Origin of the sequence: Bradyrhizobium sp. URHA0013, from assembly GCF_000518345.1 — a bacterium.
Classification (GTDB): domain Bacteria; phylum Pseudomonadota; class Alphaproteobacteria; order Rhizobiales; family Xanthobacteraceae; genus Bradyrhizobium.
Map to the genome: position 1 here is coordinate 182052 of NZ_JADK01000007.1, position 14993 is coordinate 197044.

A 14993-nucleotide genomic window follows, 5' to 3' on the forward strand; every position below is an offset into this window, starting at 1 on the left:
GGACCGGCCGACGCCGCAATCGCGGAATTCATCGCGCAGCCTCGCTCGGTGCATTGTTGATAACCGGCGCAAACGCAGTGCGGGTGGTGACAGGACGTCCGGACGTGTTATCGGGAGATGACGCAGTTGCGAGACGGATCGGACACCCATGCGCATTACCCTCGTCGGCTCCCGCCATTTCGGCGTGACCACCCTGAACATGCTCCGGGAGCATGGTGTCTCGATCGTGCGGGTCGTGGTGGCCGACGCCGAGGATCGTCTCGCCGCGACAGCCAAAGCGGCGGGCATCGAGGTCGTGGTCCAGGCCAATCCCAAGCTGGTGGTGGCCTCCGAGATCGCCCCCGACACCGATCTGATCGTCACCGCGCACAGCCACGCCCGGATCGGCAAGGACGCGCTCGAGGCCGCGAAGCTGGGCGGGATCGGCTATCATCCCTCGCTGCTGCCGCGTCACCGCGGCAAGGCGGCCGTGGAATGGACCATCAAGGAAGGCGACCCGATCGCCGGCGGCACGATCTACCACCTCGCCGACCGCATGGACGCCGGCGCCATCGCGGCCCAGGAGTGGTGCTTCGTCAAGAAGGGCGAGACGGCGCGGGAGCTGTGGGAGCGCGCGCTCGCCCCGCTCGGGCTCAAATTGCTGGCCGACGTGATCGATTATGCCAAGGTCCACAAGGCGCTGCCGTCCAAGACTCAGGACGAGCAGTTCGCGACCTCGGCGCCAAGCCTTTCCTAAGCTCCTTTCCTGAGTCGCTGTCCCGACGTTTACCCTTAACGTGAAGGGGCGTTGATTTTGCTTCGAAAATTGCAGCCGGAAACCCAAATAAACCATTGTTCCCACAGGAACAATTTTCGATTTGGCACCGCACCAAATTTCCGTCACATTTGGCCCGAATAAGGGTCAGCATATCAGACAAATTCAAGGACGGATTTTATGCGTTTTGCTCGCATTGCGGCGTTCTGTGCCGCTTCAGTTTTCACCCTCGCCGCGCCCGCTTTCGCCCAGACTCCCTATGACGGCAACTGGCAGGTCACCATCGTCACCAAGAGCGGTTCCTGCGAGCCGACCGCAAGCTCCTTGCTGACGGTTGCCGACGGCAAGATCACCGCGCCGGGCGCTAACGTTTCCGGCACCATCGGCAGCGGGGGACTTGTGAAAGTTTCGATCAATGGTGCATATGCCAACGGTCAACTCAGCGGCAACGCCGGATCGGGGAAGTGGAATGGAGCATCTGCAGGCATACCGTGCAGCGGGCGGTGGGAAGCATCGCGCCAATAGAAGAATCGTGACCAGCGGTCTGGGCCAGCGGCTCCTGATTGCGGCTGCCGTCATGTTTGCGGCCGGAATTGCCAATTCCGAGAGCAAGGCCCAGTCGGGCCCGTTTGCCCCGCTGGCAGGCAGCTGGAGCGGCTCGGGAACGGTCACGTTGGATGACGGCTCGACCGAGCGGATCCGCTGCCGGGCCAAATACGCTCCGGTCGGACCAACGATGGAGTTGTCGCTGACCTGCGCCAGCGACGCCTACAAGTTCAACCTCGGCGCCAACGTAAAGGCTGAAGGCAGCGCCATCGCGGGCAGCTGGTCCGAGGCCAGCCGCAATATCAGCGGCTCCCTTTCGGGCCGCGGCGCGGGTGGAAACTATGAGCTGCTCGCCTCCACCGCCGGCTTCAACGCCAACATCTCGCTGAAGACGTCCGGCAACAAGCAGAACGTCACGATGCGTGCCGATAGCCAGTTCCGCGGCGCCAACATCTCGCTGTCGCGCTAAGCCGATACAAGTAGATTGACAATCGACCCGGCGATCTCGCCGGGTCGATTTTTTATGTGCCCGGCACGAACGCCGTGACCTCGATCTCGACCTTGGCCCGGTCGTCCACGAGGCCGCCGATGTAGAGCAAGGTCGAGGGCGGGAAATTGCGCCCCAGCGTTTCCTTCCAGACCGCGCCGATGCCGGACCCGGCTGCCTCATATTCGCTGCGGCTGGTCAGGTACCAGGTCAGGCGGACGATATGCTCGGGGCCGGCGCTCGCCTCGCCCAGGAGCTTGATGATCCGCTTCAGCGCGGTCCCGACCTGCGCTGCCATGTCAGGCGCGTAATTGCCGGTCTCGTCGCCGCCGGTCTGCCCGGCCAGCACCACCCAGCGGCCCGGCCCCTCGACCGCGACGCCATGGGAAAAGCCGCGCGGTTTTTTCCACTCGGCCGGCTGCAAGATGTGCATGAGCGAATATCTCCCGATTTTTCTCGTTGTTCAGTGATGCCTTAGCACGCCGCCATGCATCGCTGCACCGGCAGATTTGGCCGTTGCAAACGGCGACGATGTCGCCGATACCGGCCCTCCCTCAGAACCCTCGCCTCCCAAACCTGCGCCGATGAACACCACACCGTCCAAAACGATGGCTGCCCTGTGGATGGCGGGCTGGCTGTCGCTGATGCTGGTCATGGCGGTCGCCGGGCGCGAGACCACGCGCGAGCTGAATGTATTTCAGATCATGGAAGTGCGTTCGGTGATCGGGTTCACGCTTCTGCTGCCGATCATCTACCGGTCCGGTGGCTTCAAGGCGGTCGCGACCAAGCGCCTGCCCCAGCATCTCGCGCGCAATGGGGTGCATTATTTCGCACAGCTCGGCTGGTTCTACGCACTGACGCTGATCGGGATCGGCCAGGTCGTCGCGATCGAATTCACCATGCCGATCTGGACGGCACTGCTGGCCGCAACATTCCTGTCCGAACGTATGACCGTCTGGAAGATCGCCGCGATCGTGCTCGGCATCGTCGGCGTGGTCATGATCGTGCGGCCCGCCACCGGCGAGATCAATCCGGGCCAGCTGATCGCGCTGGGAGCCGCGATCGGCTTCAGCATCTCCATGATATTGGCGAAATCACTGACCCGGACCGAGAGCGCATTGTCGATCCTATTCTGGATGATCGTCGTGCAGATGGTCGTGGGTCTGCTCCCGACGCTCTATGTCTGGACCTGGCCGTCGGCCTCCCTGTGGGGTTGGCTGTTCGTTATCGGGGTCTGCGGCACATTCTCGCACTATTGCCTCGCCAGCGCGCTCCGGTACGCGGATGCGACCATCGTGGTGCCGATGGACTTTCTGCGGGTTCCGCTCACGGCCACCGTCGGCTGGCTGCTCTATTCCGAGCGGCTCGACTCCTGGACCGTGCTCGGCGCGGCGCTGATCCTTTGCGGCAATCTCCTGAACTTGAAGCCGGCTTCGCCGGTTCCCGCCCGCGCACGCTGAACCTCGCGCCGCTTCGTGCGACAAAACCAAGTGGCCGTGTGATTTAGATCACGTTGGAAGGGTATTCCATCGTGCACATTCTGCCACACTGCAGCGGGTTGAACGCGACGAACTGCCGTTTTGGTGGCGCCAAATCGGCCACTTCGTGTAAGTTCGTTGCCAATCTGTTGCTGCCTGCAATTTCGATTCTGTTGGGGATTCCAGATGCGCACTCTCACCCTCCTCGCGTCGCTGATGTGCATGGTACTGTCGGTCAGTGCCGCGAAGGCCGACCGCCGTGTTGCTTTCGTCGTCGGCAACGGCACCTACAAGAACGTCGCACAGTTGCCGAACCCGCCGATCGACGCCAAAGCGATGGCGGCAACGCTGCGCAATGTCGGCTTCGAGGTGATCGAAGGTTCGAACCTCTCGCGCGACCAGATGACGGAGAAGCTGCTGGACTTCGGCCGCAAGGCGCAGGGCTCCGATGTCGCAGTGTTCTATTATGCCGGTCACGGCATCGCGGTCGGCGGCTCCAACTATCTTCTGCCTGTCGATGCCGACATCAAGTCGGAGATGGACGTCAAGCTCGGTGCCGCCATCAACATCGATCTGACGCTCGAGCAGACCATGGGCGACGCCAAGGTCAAGCTAGTCTTCCTTGACGCCTGCCGCGACAATCCGTTCGCCGCCAAGATCAAGTCGAACTCCGCGACCCGCAGCGTCAACGTGCAGAGCGGTCTTGCCGAGATGAAATCCGGCGAAGGCACGCTGATCGCGTTCGCCACCGGTCCGGGCCAGACCGCGCTCGACGGCCAGGAGGGCAACAACAGCCCGTTCACCCGTGCGCTGATCGACAACATCACCAAGCCTGGCATCGAGATCCAGCAGGCGATGACGTCGGTCCGCGCCCAGGTCAACGAGGAGACCCACAAGGGTCAGCTGCCCTGGGGCCACACCAATTTGATCGGCGCGGTCTATCTCAACCAGGCTCCGACGACCCAGGTCGCCAATGCGGCACCGACGGCTGCTGGCGTCGTGCCCGCGGCAACAGGCGGCAATTCGGACGGTGTCGAGCTCGAATACTGGCGGTCGGTCAAGGAGAGCAACAAGCCCGAAGAGCTCAACGCCTACCTCTCCACCTACCCGAACGGCCAGTTCAAGGCACTGGCGCTGGCGCGGCTCGCGGCAATCAAGAGCGGCCCGTCGACGACGACCCGCAACCTCAACGCCGGTGTCGATCCTGCCACCTTCACCGACGACGCCAGCCAGCTCACCGAGGACCAGATCGGCCTCGACAAGGGGCAGCGCCGCGACGTGCAGCGCCGCCTGACCGGACTTGGATTCGACACCAAGGTCACCGGGGCGTTCAGCGAGGACACCCGTACGGTGCTCAAGCGCTGGCAGGCGGCACGTGGCTATCCATCGAGCGGCTATCTCAACAAGCTCCAGCACAAGGCCCTGCTGTCGGAGATCGTGGCCTCCGCGCCGACCACTGCGAGCGACGACAGCGCGAAGCCGGCCCGACGTGCCCCGGCCCAGGCGCAGAGCGCACCCGCCCAGCATCGCGGCGGCGGCGGCGACGCCGGCGCAGCCTTCGTCGGCGGCGTCGTCGGCGGCATGATGGGCGGCATGTTCCGCCGCTGAGGCGAGGCCAATCGCAAACAAAAAGCCCGGCTCGCGCCGGGCTTTTTCGTTGCGACTAGCCAAACCTTTGGCGCCTACTTCCCCGCGGCCTTTCGCAGCGCCTCGTTGATGCGATCCTGCCAGCCGGGGCCGCCGGCCTGGAAATGCTCCAGCACGTCCTGGTCAATGCGCAGCGTGACCTGCTCCTTGACCCCCGGCGCCACGTTCTGCTTTGGCGGCGCCGCGGCGACCTTCGCCGTCACCTTCTTGAACGCCGCCTCGGCCTCCGTCCTGGCGTCGCCCAACGTCCGCGGCCGCCTCGGTGGTTGATCCGCCATGTCCTAGATTCCCTCAAACAGAGCCGTCGAAAGATACCGCTCGGAGAAGGACGGCACTATAGCCAGGATGGTTTTTCCCGCAGCTTCCGGCCGCTTGCCGATCTCGAGGGCCGCGGCGATCGCTGCGCCCGAGGAGATGCCGCCCGGAATGCCCTCGTGCCGCGCCAGCGCCCGCGAGGTCTCAATCGCCGTCGTGGAGTTGATCTTCACGATCTCGTCGATCACCGAGCGATCGAGGATGTCAGGGACGAAGCCCGCACCGATGCCCTGGATCTTGTGCGGCGTATGCTGGCCACCCGACAGCACCGGGCTCTCCTCCGGCTCGACCGCGACCACGCGCAGCGAAGGCTTGCGCGGCTTCAGCACCTGGCCGACGCCGGTGATGGTGCCGCCGGTGCCGACGCCGGCGACGAAGAAGTCGACGTTGCCGCCGGTGTCATTCCAGATCTCCTCCGCGGTGGTGCGGCGGTGCACCTCGGGATTGGCGAGATTCTTGAACTGCTGCGGCATCACCGAATTCGGCGTCGTCTTCAACAGCTCTTCGGCGGTAGCGATGGCGCCCTTCATGCCTTGTGCGGCCGGTGTCAGCACCAGCTCGGCGCCCAGAAAAGCCAGCATCTTGCGTCGTTCGATCGACATCGACTCCGGCATGACCAGCTTGAGCCTATAGCCGCGCGACGCGGCGACGAAGGCCAGCGCGATGCCGGTATTGCCGGAGGTCGGTTCGATCAGCACGGTGTCGGGCTTGACGATGCCGGCCTTCTCCATGGCGATGATCATGGCCGCGCCGATGCGATCCTTCACGCTTGCGGCGGGATTGAAATATTCAAGCTTTGCCAAAATGGTCGCGTTCACGCCGTGCATGCCAGGAAGCCGGCGCAAGCGCACGATCGGCGTGTCGCCAAAAGCATCGACGATCGAGTCATAGATCCGGCCGCGGCCGGGTTGGTGCGCTGCACCCGTTGTGGACGATGCGTCCATGATGAACTCCCTGTGGCGACGATTGTGCTTCTGTTGCAGCTCTTGCGCAGTTAGAGACAGCCTGCGGCGACACGCAAGCGAGATTGCGGCACATGTTAAATACGCTGCATCGCAAAATCGCGTGAGCAATAATTATCAGAAAACCAACGCATTTGTGTTGCGACCTCGTCAACTGATTCTGCTTATGTTAGACTTAGGTCTCAAAGCTGGGAGGTCACCACGATGTCAGCAGTCGCTGAAGTGTTGTCGACCGTCGCAACGAACCGCGCTCCGCGTTGCAGTGAGTTGCCGACCTGTCCCGTCTGCGCCGACTCCATGATCGCCGCCGAAGGTTCTGCGTATCTGTCGGAACACGTGATCAGCTATCTCTGGACCTGCGACAATTGCGGCTACGGCTTCGTGACCAAGCACTCCGTCAAGCAGCGTTTCCTCTGCAACTGACCTAGCGCGGGGCGATGTCGCCCCTCGCCCAGTTCTCGCGCGTACGCCGATAGAACTCCTCGAACGTTCCCTGTGCGACCGCGTCCCTGATGCCTTGCATCAGAAACTGGTAGTAAGCGATATTGATCTCGGACAGCAGCATCGCACCCAGCGTCTCGCCCGCCTTGACGAGATGATGCAAATAGGCGCGCGCGTAGGTGCGCGCCGATGGCCAGGTACTCTCTTCGTCGAGCGGCCGGGGATCGTCGACGTGGCGCGCGTTGCGCAAATTCACCTGGCCGAAGCGTGTGAAGGCTACGCCATGCCGGCCATTGCGCGTCGGCATCACGCAGTCGAACATGTCGATGCCGCGCTTGACAGCCTCGAGGATGTCGTCGGGCGTGCCGACGCCCATCAGATAGCGCGGCCGCTCTCTCGGCAGCAGCGGCGCTGTCTCGTCGATCATCGCGAGCATCACGGCCTGCGGCTCACCGACGGCAAGGCCGCCAATCGCATAACCATGGAAACCGATCTCGACGAGGCCTTGCGCGCTGGCATGGCGAAGCTGGGGTATGTCGCCGCCCTGCACGATGCCAAACAGCATGTAGCCGTCGGGCGCGCTCTCGAAGGCGCGCTTGCTTCGCTCGGCCCAGCGCAGCGACAATTGCATTGCGCGGTCGATGTCGGCGCGCTCGGCGGGCAGCCGCACGCATTCGTCCATCTGCATCGCGATGTCGGAGCCTAGCAAACGCTGCACCTCGATCGAGCGCTCCGGCGACAGCTCGACCTTGGCACCGTCGATATGCGAACGGAACGTCACGGCGTGCTCGCTGACCTTGCGCAAATCCGCCAGCGACATCACCTGGAAGCCGCCGGAATCCGTCAGCATCGGCCCGTTCCAGCCGGTGAATGTCTGCAAGCCGCCAAGTGCTGCGATCCGCTCGGCGCCGGGACGCAGCATCAGATGATAGGTGTTGCCGAGCACGATGTCGGCACCGGCCTCACGCACCTCGCGCCAGTGCATGCCCTTCATCGCGCCGGCGGTACCGACCGGCATGAAGGCGGGCGTGCGCACCACGCCGTGCGGGGTGGTCAGGCGCCCGGTGCGCGCGGCGCCATCCATGGCGAGCAGTTCGAAATGATTGGGCAGACCGGTGTCAGGACGATTCATGACGGTGCTTATTGCGTGTCGGAGCGGACCGATCAACCCGCCCAGGCGCTGCATCGGCCGGCTTATGCATCGGATTGGGACAGGGCCACCAATATTTGGAACACGGAAATTTGCGCCTGCTACGCTTGTTGAACAAAACGATACAGTGTAGTTTTATCCCCGGGGCTGGATGAGCTGCCGCGGCGATGTTGCCGGCGGTGGTAGATGCGTGATCGCCAGCCACCGACAATGCCCTTCCCTTTAAATTCGACTGACACGTCCGGCAGTTCGCATGGCTGGGCAAGGCAGACCTGCGCCCGCCTGTTCGGATGGCTGGTCCTGACGTGTAGCCTGGCGCTCGGCGCCTGCACCTCCCTGCCCCGCACGCCCTATACGGCCGCTGAAGCCAGCACATCGCGCGTGCTCGATATCGACGGCCTGCGGCGCTACGCCGACGAACCCATCACGAGATTCAGCTTCGAGAAGGACACCAGCACCGCGACCAAGTCCTACCTGGCGCTGTCAGGCGGCGGCGCCGATGGTGCCTACGGCGTCGGCGTGCTCAACGGCTGGACCGCGGCCAGAACCCGTCCCACCTTCTCGGTCGTCTCGGGCGTGAGCACCGGCGGCCTGATTGCACCCTTTGCGTTTCTCGGCTCGCGATATGACGACACGCTGAAGGAGGTCTACACCAGCGGCGTCGCGGAGAGCCTGTTGAGCGATCCCAGCATCATGCGCGTGCTGTTCGGATCCGGCCTGTTCGGCAACACGCGGCTGCGCGAGCTCGTCGCCCGTTATGTCGGGCCCGAGATCATGGCGCAGGTCGCGCGTGAAAACGCCAAAGGGCGCAAGTTGCTGGTGGTGACGACAGATCTCGACACCCAGCGCACCGCGATCTGGGACATGGGCAAGATCGCCACGATCGGCACGCCCGAGGCGCTCAAGCTGTTTCGCGACGTGATGGCGGCCTCCGCCAGCATCCCGCTGGTGTTTCCGCCGATCATGATCGACGCCGAAGGCGAGGGCCGCAGGTTTCAGGAGATGCATGTCGACGGCGGCGTGACGGCCCCGGTGCTGACGCTGCCGGAAGCCCTGCTTTTCCAGGGCAGTCGCCTGCCCGGCCCTGCGAAGCTGGACATCTACATCCTCGTCAACAAGAAGATCGAACGCAATTTCGAGCTCGTCTCCAACAGCACCATCGACGTCGCCTCACGCAGCCTGTCGTCGATCACCCAGTCGCAAACCCGCTCGATCATCTTCTCGACCTATGATTTTGCCAGGCGCAACCGCCTGGGCTTCCATCTCTCCTACATCGCGCGCGATTATCCGGCGGCCCCCTCGGAAGGGTTCGACACCGCCTATATGCGGGCGCTGTATCAGTACGGATATGAGAAGGCGGCTTCGGGCCAGGCCTGGACTTCGACGCTTCCGTGAGCGCTCGCTGAGGAACGGGGCCGTGCCGAGACGGTTGACGATGCGGCCCATTCGGCCAGATTGGCCATGACGCACCCGTTGCTGCGCGTTATAGAGCATCACTGATGTCACGACTGCGCAGGAATCATTGGCATGGGATTGACTGCGAGCAGGACCAGACCGGCAGCTCAGCGGCGCGAGGTGCCGAAATCGCGCGGCGGCCGGCCGACGAAAAGCGCCGCGATCGAGCGCGATCAGCGGCTGATCGAGGTCGCCACCCGCCTGTTCCTGGATCGCGGCTTTGACGCCACCTCGCTCGATGCGGTCGCGGAAGCCGCGCGAGTGAGCAAGCCCACCGTCTATGCCCGTTACGGCGACAAGCGCGGCCTGTTCGCCGCCGTGCTGCGGCGTGAGATCGCGCGATGGCTTGCACCGCTGTCCGCGGCTGCCGAGACGAAGCTCAGCAGCGCCTCGGACATCTCGGTCGAGCAGCGGCTGGTCGAGATCGGGCGCGAGATGCTGACATTCACCTGCGGTCCCGATGCCGTCGCCTTCAGCCGCATGATGACGTCGCAGGCCATCAACTTCCCCGACATCGCCAAGCTCGGCAAGGAGGAAGGCTGGCTCAAGGCCGTCGCCACCACGGCGCGCTTCTTCGACCATCTGGTGGCGCAAGGCGCGCTCGACGTCGACGACACCACCATCGCGGCGGAAGTGTTTCTCGACGTCGTCGTCGGTCACAACCATCGCCTGGCGACGTTTGGAACGCCGCCGGAGATGAAGGTCGCGGAAAAGCGCATGCGCGCTGCGATCAAGCTGTTCCTGGCAGGCGCGCTGGGATCTGCGGACGACAGCCAGGGTGCAGCCAAGACCACGCAGCGGCGGCGCCCCTCGCGCTGACAATTCCGTGAGGTTGCGATCTTTCCTAGGGATCCCGCGGCCGTGCCGTTGACCAAAACAAAACGATACGGTATGGTTTAATTATAGGGCGATGCGGATCGCTTTTTCACCAGCCCCAAAGAGGTCCGCACCGCCTCGATCGCCGCGGCGGACAGCCCGTCACGACGCTCAGCGGCCGACCGATGCCCAAGGTCGGCCGCAAATTCTTTACGATCATCCGGCACACTCGCTGGCCGAGGGGTTCGAGCATGACGACGGCCAAACGACGGATCTCGGGATTGCTCGCACTCGCCCTATCCGCACTCCTCCTCGCCGCGCCGGCGCGGGCGATCGTGAGCTCGGGTACGCCGACCACGCTTCACAGCGACACAGATGGTGACGCCGAGGCCGATCGCCAAGCGGTCAGTCGCGAGATCGAGCGCTTCCGCAGCTCGTCGATCTCGATCAACCAGGCCATGGCGATTGCGGAAGCCCGCCACGCCGGTGCCACCACGGCGGATGTGAGTTTCGACGGAGCCTCCGGCGTGCCGGTCTACCGGGTGAAGACCCTGCACAATGACCGGATCTGGCGCCACACCATCAATGCCGCAACCGGCGAGCTCGTCGGCGGGGAAGCCGCCCTCCCTCTGGCCGAGCTCGACCTCGACGATCGCAGCAACCTCGCAGCGCTCGGTGCCATCAAGCACCGACTTGCGGATGCCGTGCACGTCGCCGAACGCGCGGCCTCCGGCAAAGCGATCAGCGGCGGGCTGGTGCGCGAACGCGGCCGGCTGAATTTCGCGATCGTCGTCATCAGTGGCGACAACCTCAAGGAGGTCATCCTCGAACCGCCGGGCGCCCGGACCAAATAGCGGCAGCCCCAATCCCGCCGAAAAGCCATTGACGGGCGCAAGACTCTCCCGCATAAGCTCCCGCCATGTTCACGACCACCAAACGCGCGACTAAAACCACCACGGCCTTCGGGGCCCGGGGAGGCGTGCGCGTGTAGTCGTCGACTAGAACGCAATCACTCTACCGAAGCCCCGCCCTCGTTGGTCCGGGGCTTTTTTGTTGTCTGAATTCTCAAATCAATGGAGGACACAGTGAGTAACGATCCCGTCGTTGCGATTGTCGGCGTCACCGGTGCGGTGGGCGCCGAATTCATCGCCACCATGGACAAGCGCGGCTTTCGCGTCGGCAAGCTCAAGGCGCTGGCCAGCGCCCGCTCGGCCGGCAAGACGGTGTCGTTCCGTGGGCAAAGCGTCGTCATCGAGCAGCTGACCGAACGCGCCTTCGAAGGCGTCGACATCGCCCTGTTCTCGGCCGGCGGCAGCATCTCCAAGAAGTTCGCGCCGATCGCGGTCAAGGCGGGTGCCGTCGTCGTCGACAACTCCTCCGCCTTCCGCATGGACCCGAACGTGCCGCTGGTGATCCCCGAGATCAACCCGAACCGCATCCGCGACCACAAGGGTATCATCGCCAACCCGAACTGCGCCGCCATCACGGCGCTGGTGCCGCTGTGGCCGATCCACCAGAGCAACCGCATCAAGCGCGTGATCATCTCGACCTACCAGGCGGCCTCCGGCGCCGGCGCTGCCGCAATGGACGAGCTGGTCGAGTCCACCCGCGCCAACCTCAACGGGCAGGTTTATACGCCGAAGGTGATGCCGCATCCCTACGCGTTCAACCTCTTCAACCACAACACGGCGATCGACCCTGACACCGGCTACAACGACGAAGAGACCAAGGTCATCAACGAAACCCGCAAGATCTTCGAGGACGACAAGATCGCGATCGGCGTCACCTGCGTGCGCGTGCCGGTGCTGCGGGCTCATTGCGAGGCCATCACCTTCGAATGCGAGAAGCCGATCAGCGAGGATCAGGTCCGCGCCATCATGGCGCGAGCGCCGGGCGTCAGGATCGTCGACGACCGCGCCAAGAACTACTTTCCGATGCCGATCGACGCCTCGGGCCAGGACGACGTCCTGGTCGGTCGCATCCGCAAGGATCTCAGCGATCCCTCCGGGCATTCGATCTCGATCTTCGTGGCAGCGGACCAGCTGCTCAAGGGCGCTGCGCTCAACGCGGTGCAGATCGCGGAGCTGTTGCCACAGCGGGTGATGGCGTAACGGACGGTGCGGTAGGGTGGGCAAAGGCGCGCAAGCGCCGTGCCCACCACTTCTCTCGCGCATCCACGAAAGATGGTGGGCACGCTTCGCTCTGCCCACCCTACTCCGCCAAAATTAGTCGTGCGCCCGAAACAACAGACACGCATCGCCATACGAATAGAACCGATAGCCGGTCGCGATCGCGTGTGCATACGCCTGCTGCATCGTCTCCAGGCCGGAGAACGCCGACACCAGCATGAACAGCGTCGACTTCGGCAAATGGAAATTGGTCAGCAGAACATCGACGGCGCGGAAGCGGTAGCCGGGAGTGATGAAGATCGACGTCTCGGCGGCGAACGGCTCAATGGTGCCGTCCTCGCTGGCTGCGCTTTCGAGCAGACGCAACGACGTGGTGCCAACCGCGATGATACGGCCGCCGTTCTTGCGCGCAGTGTTGAGCCGCTCCGCCGTCTCGGCCGAGAGCGTGCCCCACTCGGCATGCATCTTGTGGCCTTCGGTGTCGTCCACCTTCACCGGCAGGAAGGTCCCTGCCCCGACATGCAGCGTGACGCGATTGATCCCGACGCCGCGCGCGTGCAGCGCCTGCTCCAGCGCCGGCGTAAAATGCAGGCCGGCTGTCGGCGCGGCAACGGCGCCTTCATTCGCCGCGAACATGGTCTGGTAGTCGGCGAGATCCTGATCGTCAGGGGTACGTTTCGAGGCGATGTAGGGCGGCAGCGGCGGGCTGCCGAGATCGGCGATCGCTTGATCCAGTGTCGGGCCGTGGAACGAAAATGACAGCGTCACCTCGCCCTCCACGCCCTTGGCCTCGACCTCGGCGTCGAGATGGCCAAGCAAGCAGACCTTTCCCTCATTGCCGAAGCGGATGCGGTCGCCGGCTGCGAGTTTCTTGGCCGGCTTCACCAGTGCCTGCCAGCGCGAACCGTCGAGGCGCTTGATCAGCGTTGCCTCGATCTTCGGCTCGGTCTCGCGGCCAATGCGACGGCCTTTCAATTGCGCCGCGATCACTTTGGTGTCGTTGACGACGAGCTGGTCGCCCGGCCTCAACCATTGCGGCAGATCGGCGATGATATGGTCGCGCAGCGTGCCGTGGTCGACAACCAGCATCTTCGCGGAGTCGCGCGGGCTCGCCGGGCGCAATGCGATGTGCTCAGCGGGCAGGTCGAAATCGAAGAGGTCGGTGCGCATCGCGTGCTCACGGCCGTACAGTCAGACCCTCATGGTGAGGAGGCGCGGAGCGCCGTCTCGAACCATGAAGGCCGGGCTGCAGCAGCGGGGCCTTCATCCTTCGAGACGCGCGTTCCGCGCGCCTCAGGATGAGGGTTGAACGCCTACTCCGCGTCAGCCGCCATTCGCGCCTTGACGATCTTGTCGGGGTTCTGCACGGGCTCGCCGCGCTTGATCTTGTCGACGTTCTCCATGCCCTCGGTGACCTTGCCCCACACCGTGTACTGGTTGTCGAGGAAGCGGGCGTCGTCGAACACGATAAAGAACTGGCTGTCGCCGGAATCCGGGCTGGCGGCGCGCGCCATCGAGGTGGTGCCGCGCACATGCGGCTCCTTGTTGAACTCGGCCTTCAGCTTCTTGCCGGAGCCCCCGGTGCCGGTGCCCTGCGGGCAGCCGGTCTGCGCCATGAAGCCGTCGATCACGCGATGGAACACGATGCCGTCGTAGAAGCCTTCACGCACGAGTTCCTTGATGCGCGCGACGTGGCCCGGCGCCAGATCAGGCCGCATCTCGATGGTGACGGGGCCCTGCGTGGTTTCGAGGATCAGTGTGTTTTCGGTGGCGCTCATGCTCGTCTCTCTTGGGTTGGGGGTGAAGTCCTGTCAGGTGAAGATTTGCGGTTGCGAAACTGGATCGCGAATGGACGCCCCGCAGCGGCGCCAGCCATCGCATCGGTAAATGGCATCGGCGTGCAGCGTTGCAATGCCTCCATCACCGCGATCCGGTATTGCAGCCGGTCATCGTCGGAGGCCTCCGCGGATTCATAGGTAATCCTCGGATGGCCCAGAATGTTTCCAGCCCGGTTAAAGCTCACGACGACGGTGATGTCGATCGGGCGGGCCTTGGCGGCGGGCGGCGGCTTCCAGCAGGTGCGCAGATGCCGGAAGATGTCCTGGATGGTGTTGACCTGTGCGTCCTCGGCGACCGCGCCGGGGACGCCGAGCAGCAGCACCGCGGCAACCAACAGGAGCTTGCCACCGCAGCGCGCCATCGCCTCTCCTACTTGATGTCGGAAGCGACCTGCACCTTCACCATCTTGTCGGGGTCGGTGACGGTGCCGCCGCTTGATCCGGGAGGCGCCTTCTTCAGCTTGTCGACGACGTCCATGCCCTGCACGACCTCGCCGATCACGGTGTACTGGTTGTCGAGGCTGCCGCCGTCGGCGAACATGATGAAGAACTGCGAATTGGCGGTGTCGACGCTGTCGCCGCGCCGGGCCATGCCGACGATGCCGCGCGCAAAATGCACCTTGGAGAATTCCTGCTTCAGGTTCGGATATTTCGACCCGCCGGTGCCGTTGAAGTTCTGACCATCGCCGGTCTGCGCCATGAAGCCGTCCATGACGCGGTGGAACGGCACGTTGTTGTAATAACCCTCGCGCGCGAGCTGCTTGATGCGCTCGGCGTGCTGGGGCGCAAGGTCCGGCCTCAGCTTGATGACGATGCGGCCCTTCGTGGAGTCGATGACGATGGCGTTGGCCTTGTCGAGGCCGGCCGGCAAAGTTTGCGCGAACGCCGGCACCGCGAACAGAACCGCGGCAAGAACTGCGAGAATTCGGATCATGACAACTCCGGATCAGAGATGAGAAAGGAAACGCGCCGTTA

Annotated in this window: 18 protein-coding genes; 10 read left to right on the top strand and 8 right to left on the bottom strand. The window is 64.0% G+C overall.

Features of this window, described 5'->3' with window-relative positions:
* Positions 1-148: 148 nt before the first annotated feature.
* From N551_RS0111050 to N551_RS0111060, 3 genes are all read left to right on the top strand, one after another.
* Complete coding sequence (locus N551_RS0111050; protein WP_027567035.1) at positions 149-736, top strand: formyltransferase family protein; 588 nt, start codon at positions 149-151, stop codon at positions 734-736.
* Positions 737-934: 198 nt separating this feature from the next.
* A complete protein-coding gene (locus N551_RS36910; protein WP_007590760.1) occupies positions 935-1279 on the top strand; it encodes a hypothetical protein in 345 nt (114 codons plus the stop codon).
* Positions 1224-1769, top strand: a complete 546-nt coding sequence (locus N551_RS0111060) for a hypothetical protein (protein WP_027567036.1) — start codon at positions 1224-1226, stop codon at positions 1767-1769. The genes N551_RS36910 and N551_RS0111060 overlap by 56 nt, the downstream gene beginning before the upstream one ends.
* 52 nt (positions 1770-1821) lie before the next feature.
* On the opposite strand, the gene N551_RS0111065 is transcribed toward N551_RS0111060, so the two are convergent.
* Positions 1822-2220 (bottom strand): RidA family protein, encoded by a 399-nt coding sequence (locus tag N551_RS0111065; RefSeq protein WP_027567037.1) that lies wholly within the window; start codon positions 2218-2220, stop codon positions 1822-1824.
* Positions 2221-2371: 151 nt separating this feature from the next.
* Between N551_RS0111065 and N551_RS0111070 the strand changes: the two genes are divergently transcribed.
* Together N551_RS0111070 and N551_RS0111075 are read left to right on the top strand one after the other, a co-directional pair.
* A complete protein-coding gene (locus N551_RS0111070) occupies positions 2372-3247 on the top strand; it encodes a DMT family transporter (RefSeq protein ID WP_027567038.1) in 876 nt (291 codons plus the stop codon).
* A gap of 204 nt (positions 3248-3451) precedes the next feature.
* Positions 3452-4873, top strand: coding sequence for a caspase family protein (locus tag N551_RS0111075; RefSeq protein WP_027567039.1), 1422 nt, complete (start codon positions 3452-3454; stop codon positions 4871-4873).
* A gap of 74 nt (positions 4874-4947) precedes the next feature.
* On the opposite strand, the gene N551_RS0111080 is transcribed toward N551_RS0111075, so the two are convergent.
* The gene (locus N551_RS0111080; protein WP_027518078.1) at positions 4948-5190 is read right to left on the bottom strand and encodes a BrnA antitoxin family protein; all 243 of its coding nucleotides are present in this window, start codon (positions 5188-5190) and stop codon (positions 4948-4950) included.
* A gap of 3 nt (positions 5191-5193) precedes the next feature.
* Positions 5194-6171, bottom strand: coding sequence for a cysteine synthase A (gene cysK / locus N551_RS0111085; RefSeq protein ID WP_027567040.1), 978 nt, complete (start codon positions 6169-6171; stop codon positions 5194-5196).
* A gap of 222 nt (positions 6172-6393) precedes the next feature.
* On the opposite strand from cysK, the gene N551_RS0111090 reads away from it, so the two are divergent.
* Entirely contained in the window at positions 6394-6612 is a 219-nt protein-coding gene (locus tag N551_RS0111090; protein ID WP_027567041.1) for a hypothetical protein, read from the top strand.
* 1 nt (position 6613) lies between these two features.
* On the opposite strand, the gene tgt is transcribed toward N551_RS0111090, so the two are convergent.
* On the bottom strand, positions 6614-7762 hold the full coding sequence (gene tgt, locus N551_RS0111095) for a tRNA guanosine(34) transglycosylase Tgt (protein WP_027567042.1): 1149 nt from the start codon (positions 7760-7762) through the stop codon (positions 6614-6616).
* A 228-nt stretch (positions 7763-7990) separates the two neighbouring features.
* Between tgt and N551_RS0111100 the strand changes: the two genes are divergently transcribed.
* From N551_RS0111100 to N551_RS0111115, 4 genes are all read left to right on the top strand, one after another.
* Positions 7991-9175 (top strand): patatin-like phospholipase family protein, encoded by a 1185-nt coding sequence (locus N551_RS0111100; protein ID WP_245287757.1) that lies wholly within the window; start codon positions 7991-7993, stop codon positions 9173-9175.
* 132 nt (positions 9176-9307) lie between these two features.
* A complete protein-coding gene (locus N551_RS0111105; RefSeq protein ID WP_027567044.1) occupies positions 9308-10054 on the top strand; it encodes a TetR/AcrR family transcriptional regulator in 747 nt (248 codons plus the stop codon).
* A gap of 248 nt (positions 10055-10302) precedes the next feature.
* Positions 10303-10905, top strand: coding sequence for a PepSY domain-containing protein (locus N551_RS0111110; protein WP_027567045.1), 603 nt, complete (start codon positions 10303-10305; stop codon positions 10903-10905).
* Between the two features lie 219 nt (positions 10906-11124).
* On the top strand, positions 11125-12162 hold the full coding sequence (locus N551_RS0111115; protein ID WP_027567046.1) for an aspartate-semialdehyde dehydrogenase: 1038 nt from the start codon (positions 11125-11127) through the stop codon (positions 12160-12162).
* Positions 12163-12276: 114 nt separating this feature from the next.
* Here the strand turns inward: N551_RS0111115 and queA are convergent, their stop codons facing one another.
* The 4 genes from queA to N551_RS0111135 form a co-directional block, all read right to left on the bottom strand.
* Positions 12277-13350: a tRNA preQ1(34) S-adenosylmethionine ribosyltransferase-isomerase QueA gene (gene queA, locus N551_RS0111120; protein ID WP_027567047.1), complete on the bottom strand. Its 1074-nt coding sequence runs from the start codon at positions 13348-13350 to the stop codon at positions 12277-12279.
* A 143-nt stretch (positions 13351-13493) separates the two neighbouring features.
* Positions 13494-13958 carry a peptidylprolyl isomerase gene (locus tag N551_RS0111125; RefSeq protein WP_007590736.1) on the bottom strand — a complete coding sequence of 155 codons (465 nt, stop codon included), beginning with the start codon at positions 13956-13958 and terminating at the stop codon, positions 13494-13496.
* A complete protein-coding gene (locus tag N551_RS0111130) occupies positions 13955-14380 on the bottom strand; it encodes a hypothetical protein (RefSeq protein WP_027567048.1) in 426 nt (141 codons plus the stop codon). Before N551_RS0111130 ends, N551_RS0111125 begins: the two co-directional genes overlap by 4 nt.
* A gap of 8 nt (positions 14381-14388) precedes the next feature.
* Positions 14389-14952: a peptidylprolyl isomerase gene (locus tag N551_RS0111135; protein ID WP_027567049.1), complete on the bottom strand. Its 564-nt coding sequence runs from the start codon at positions 14950-14952 to the stop codon at positions 14389-14391.
* Positions 14953-14993 lie beyond the last annotated feature (41 nt).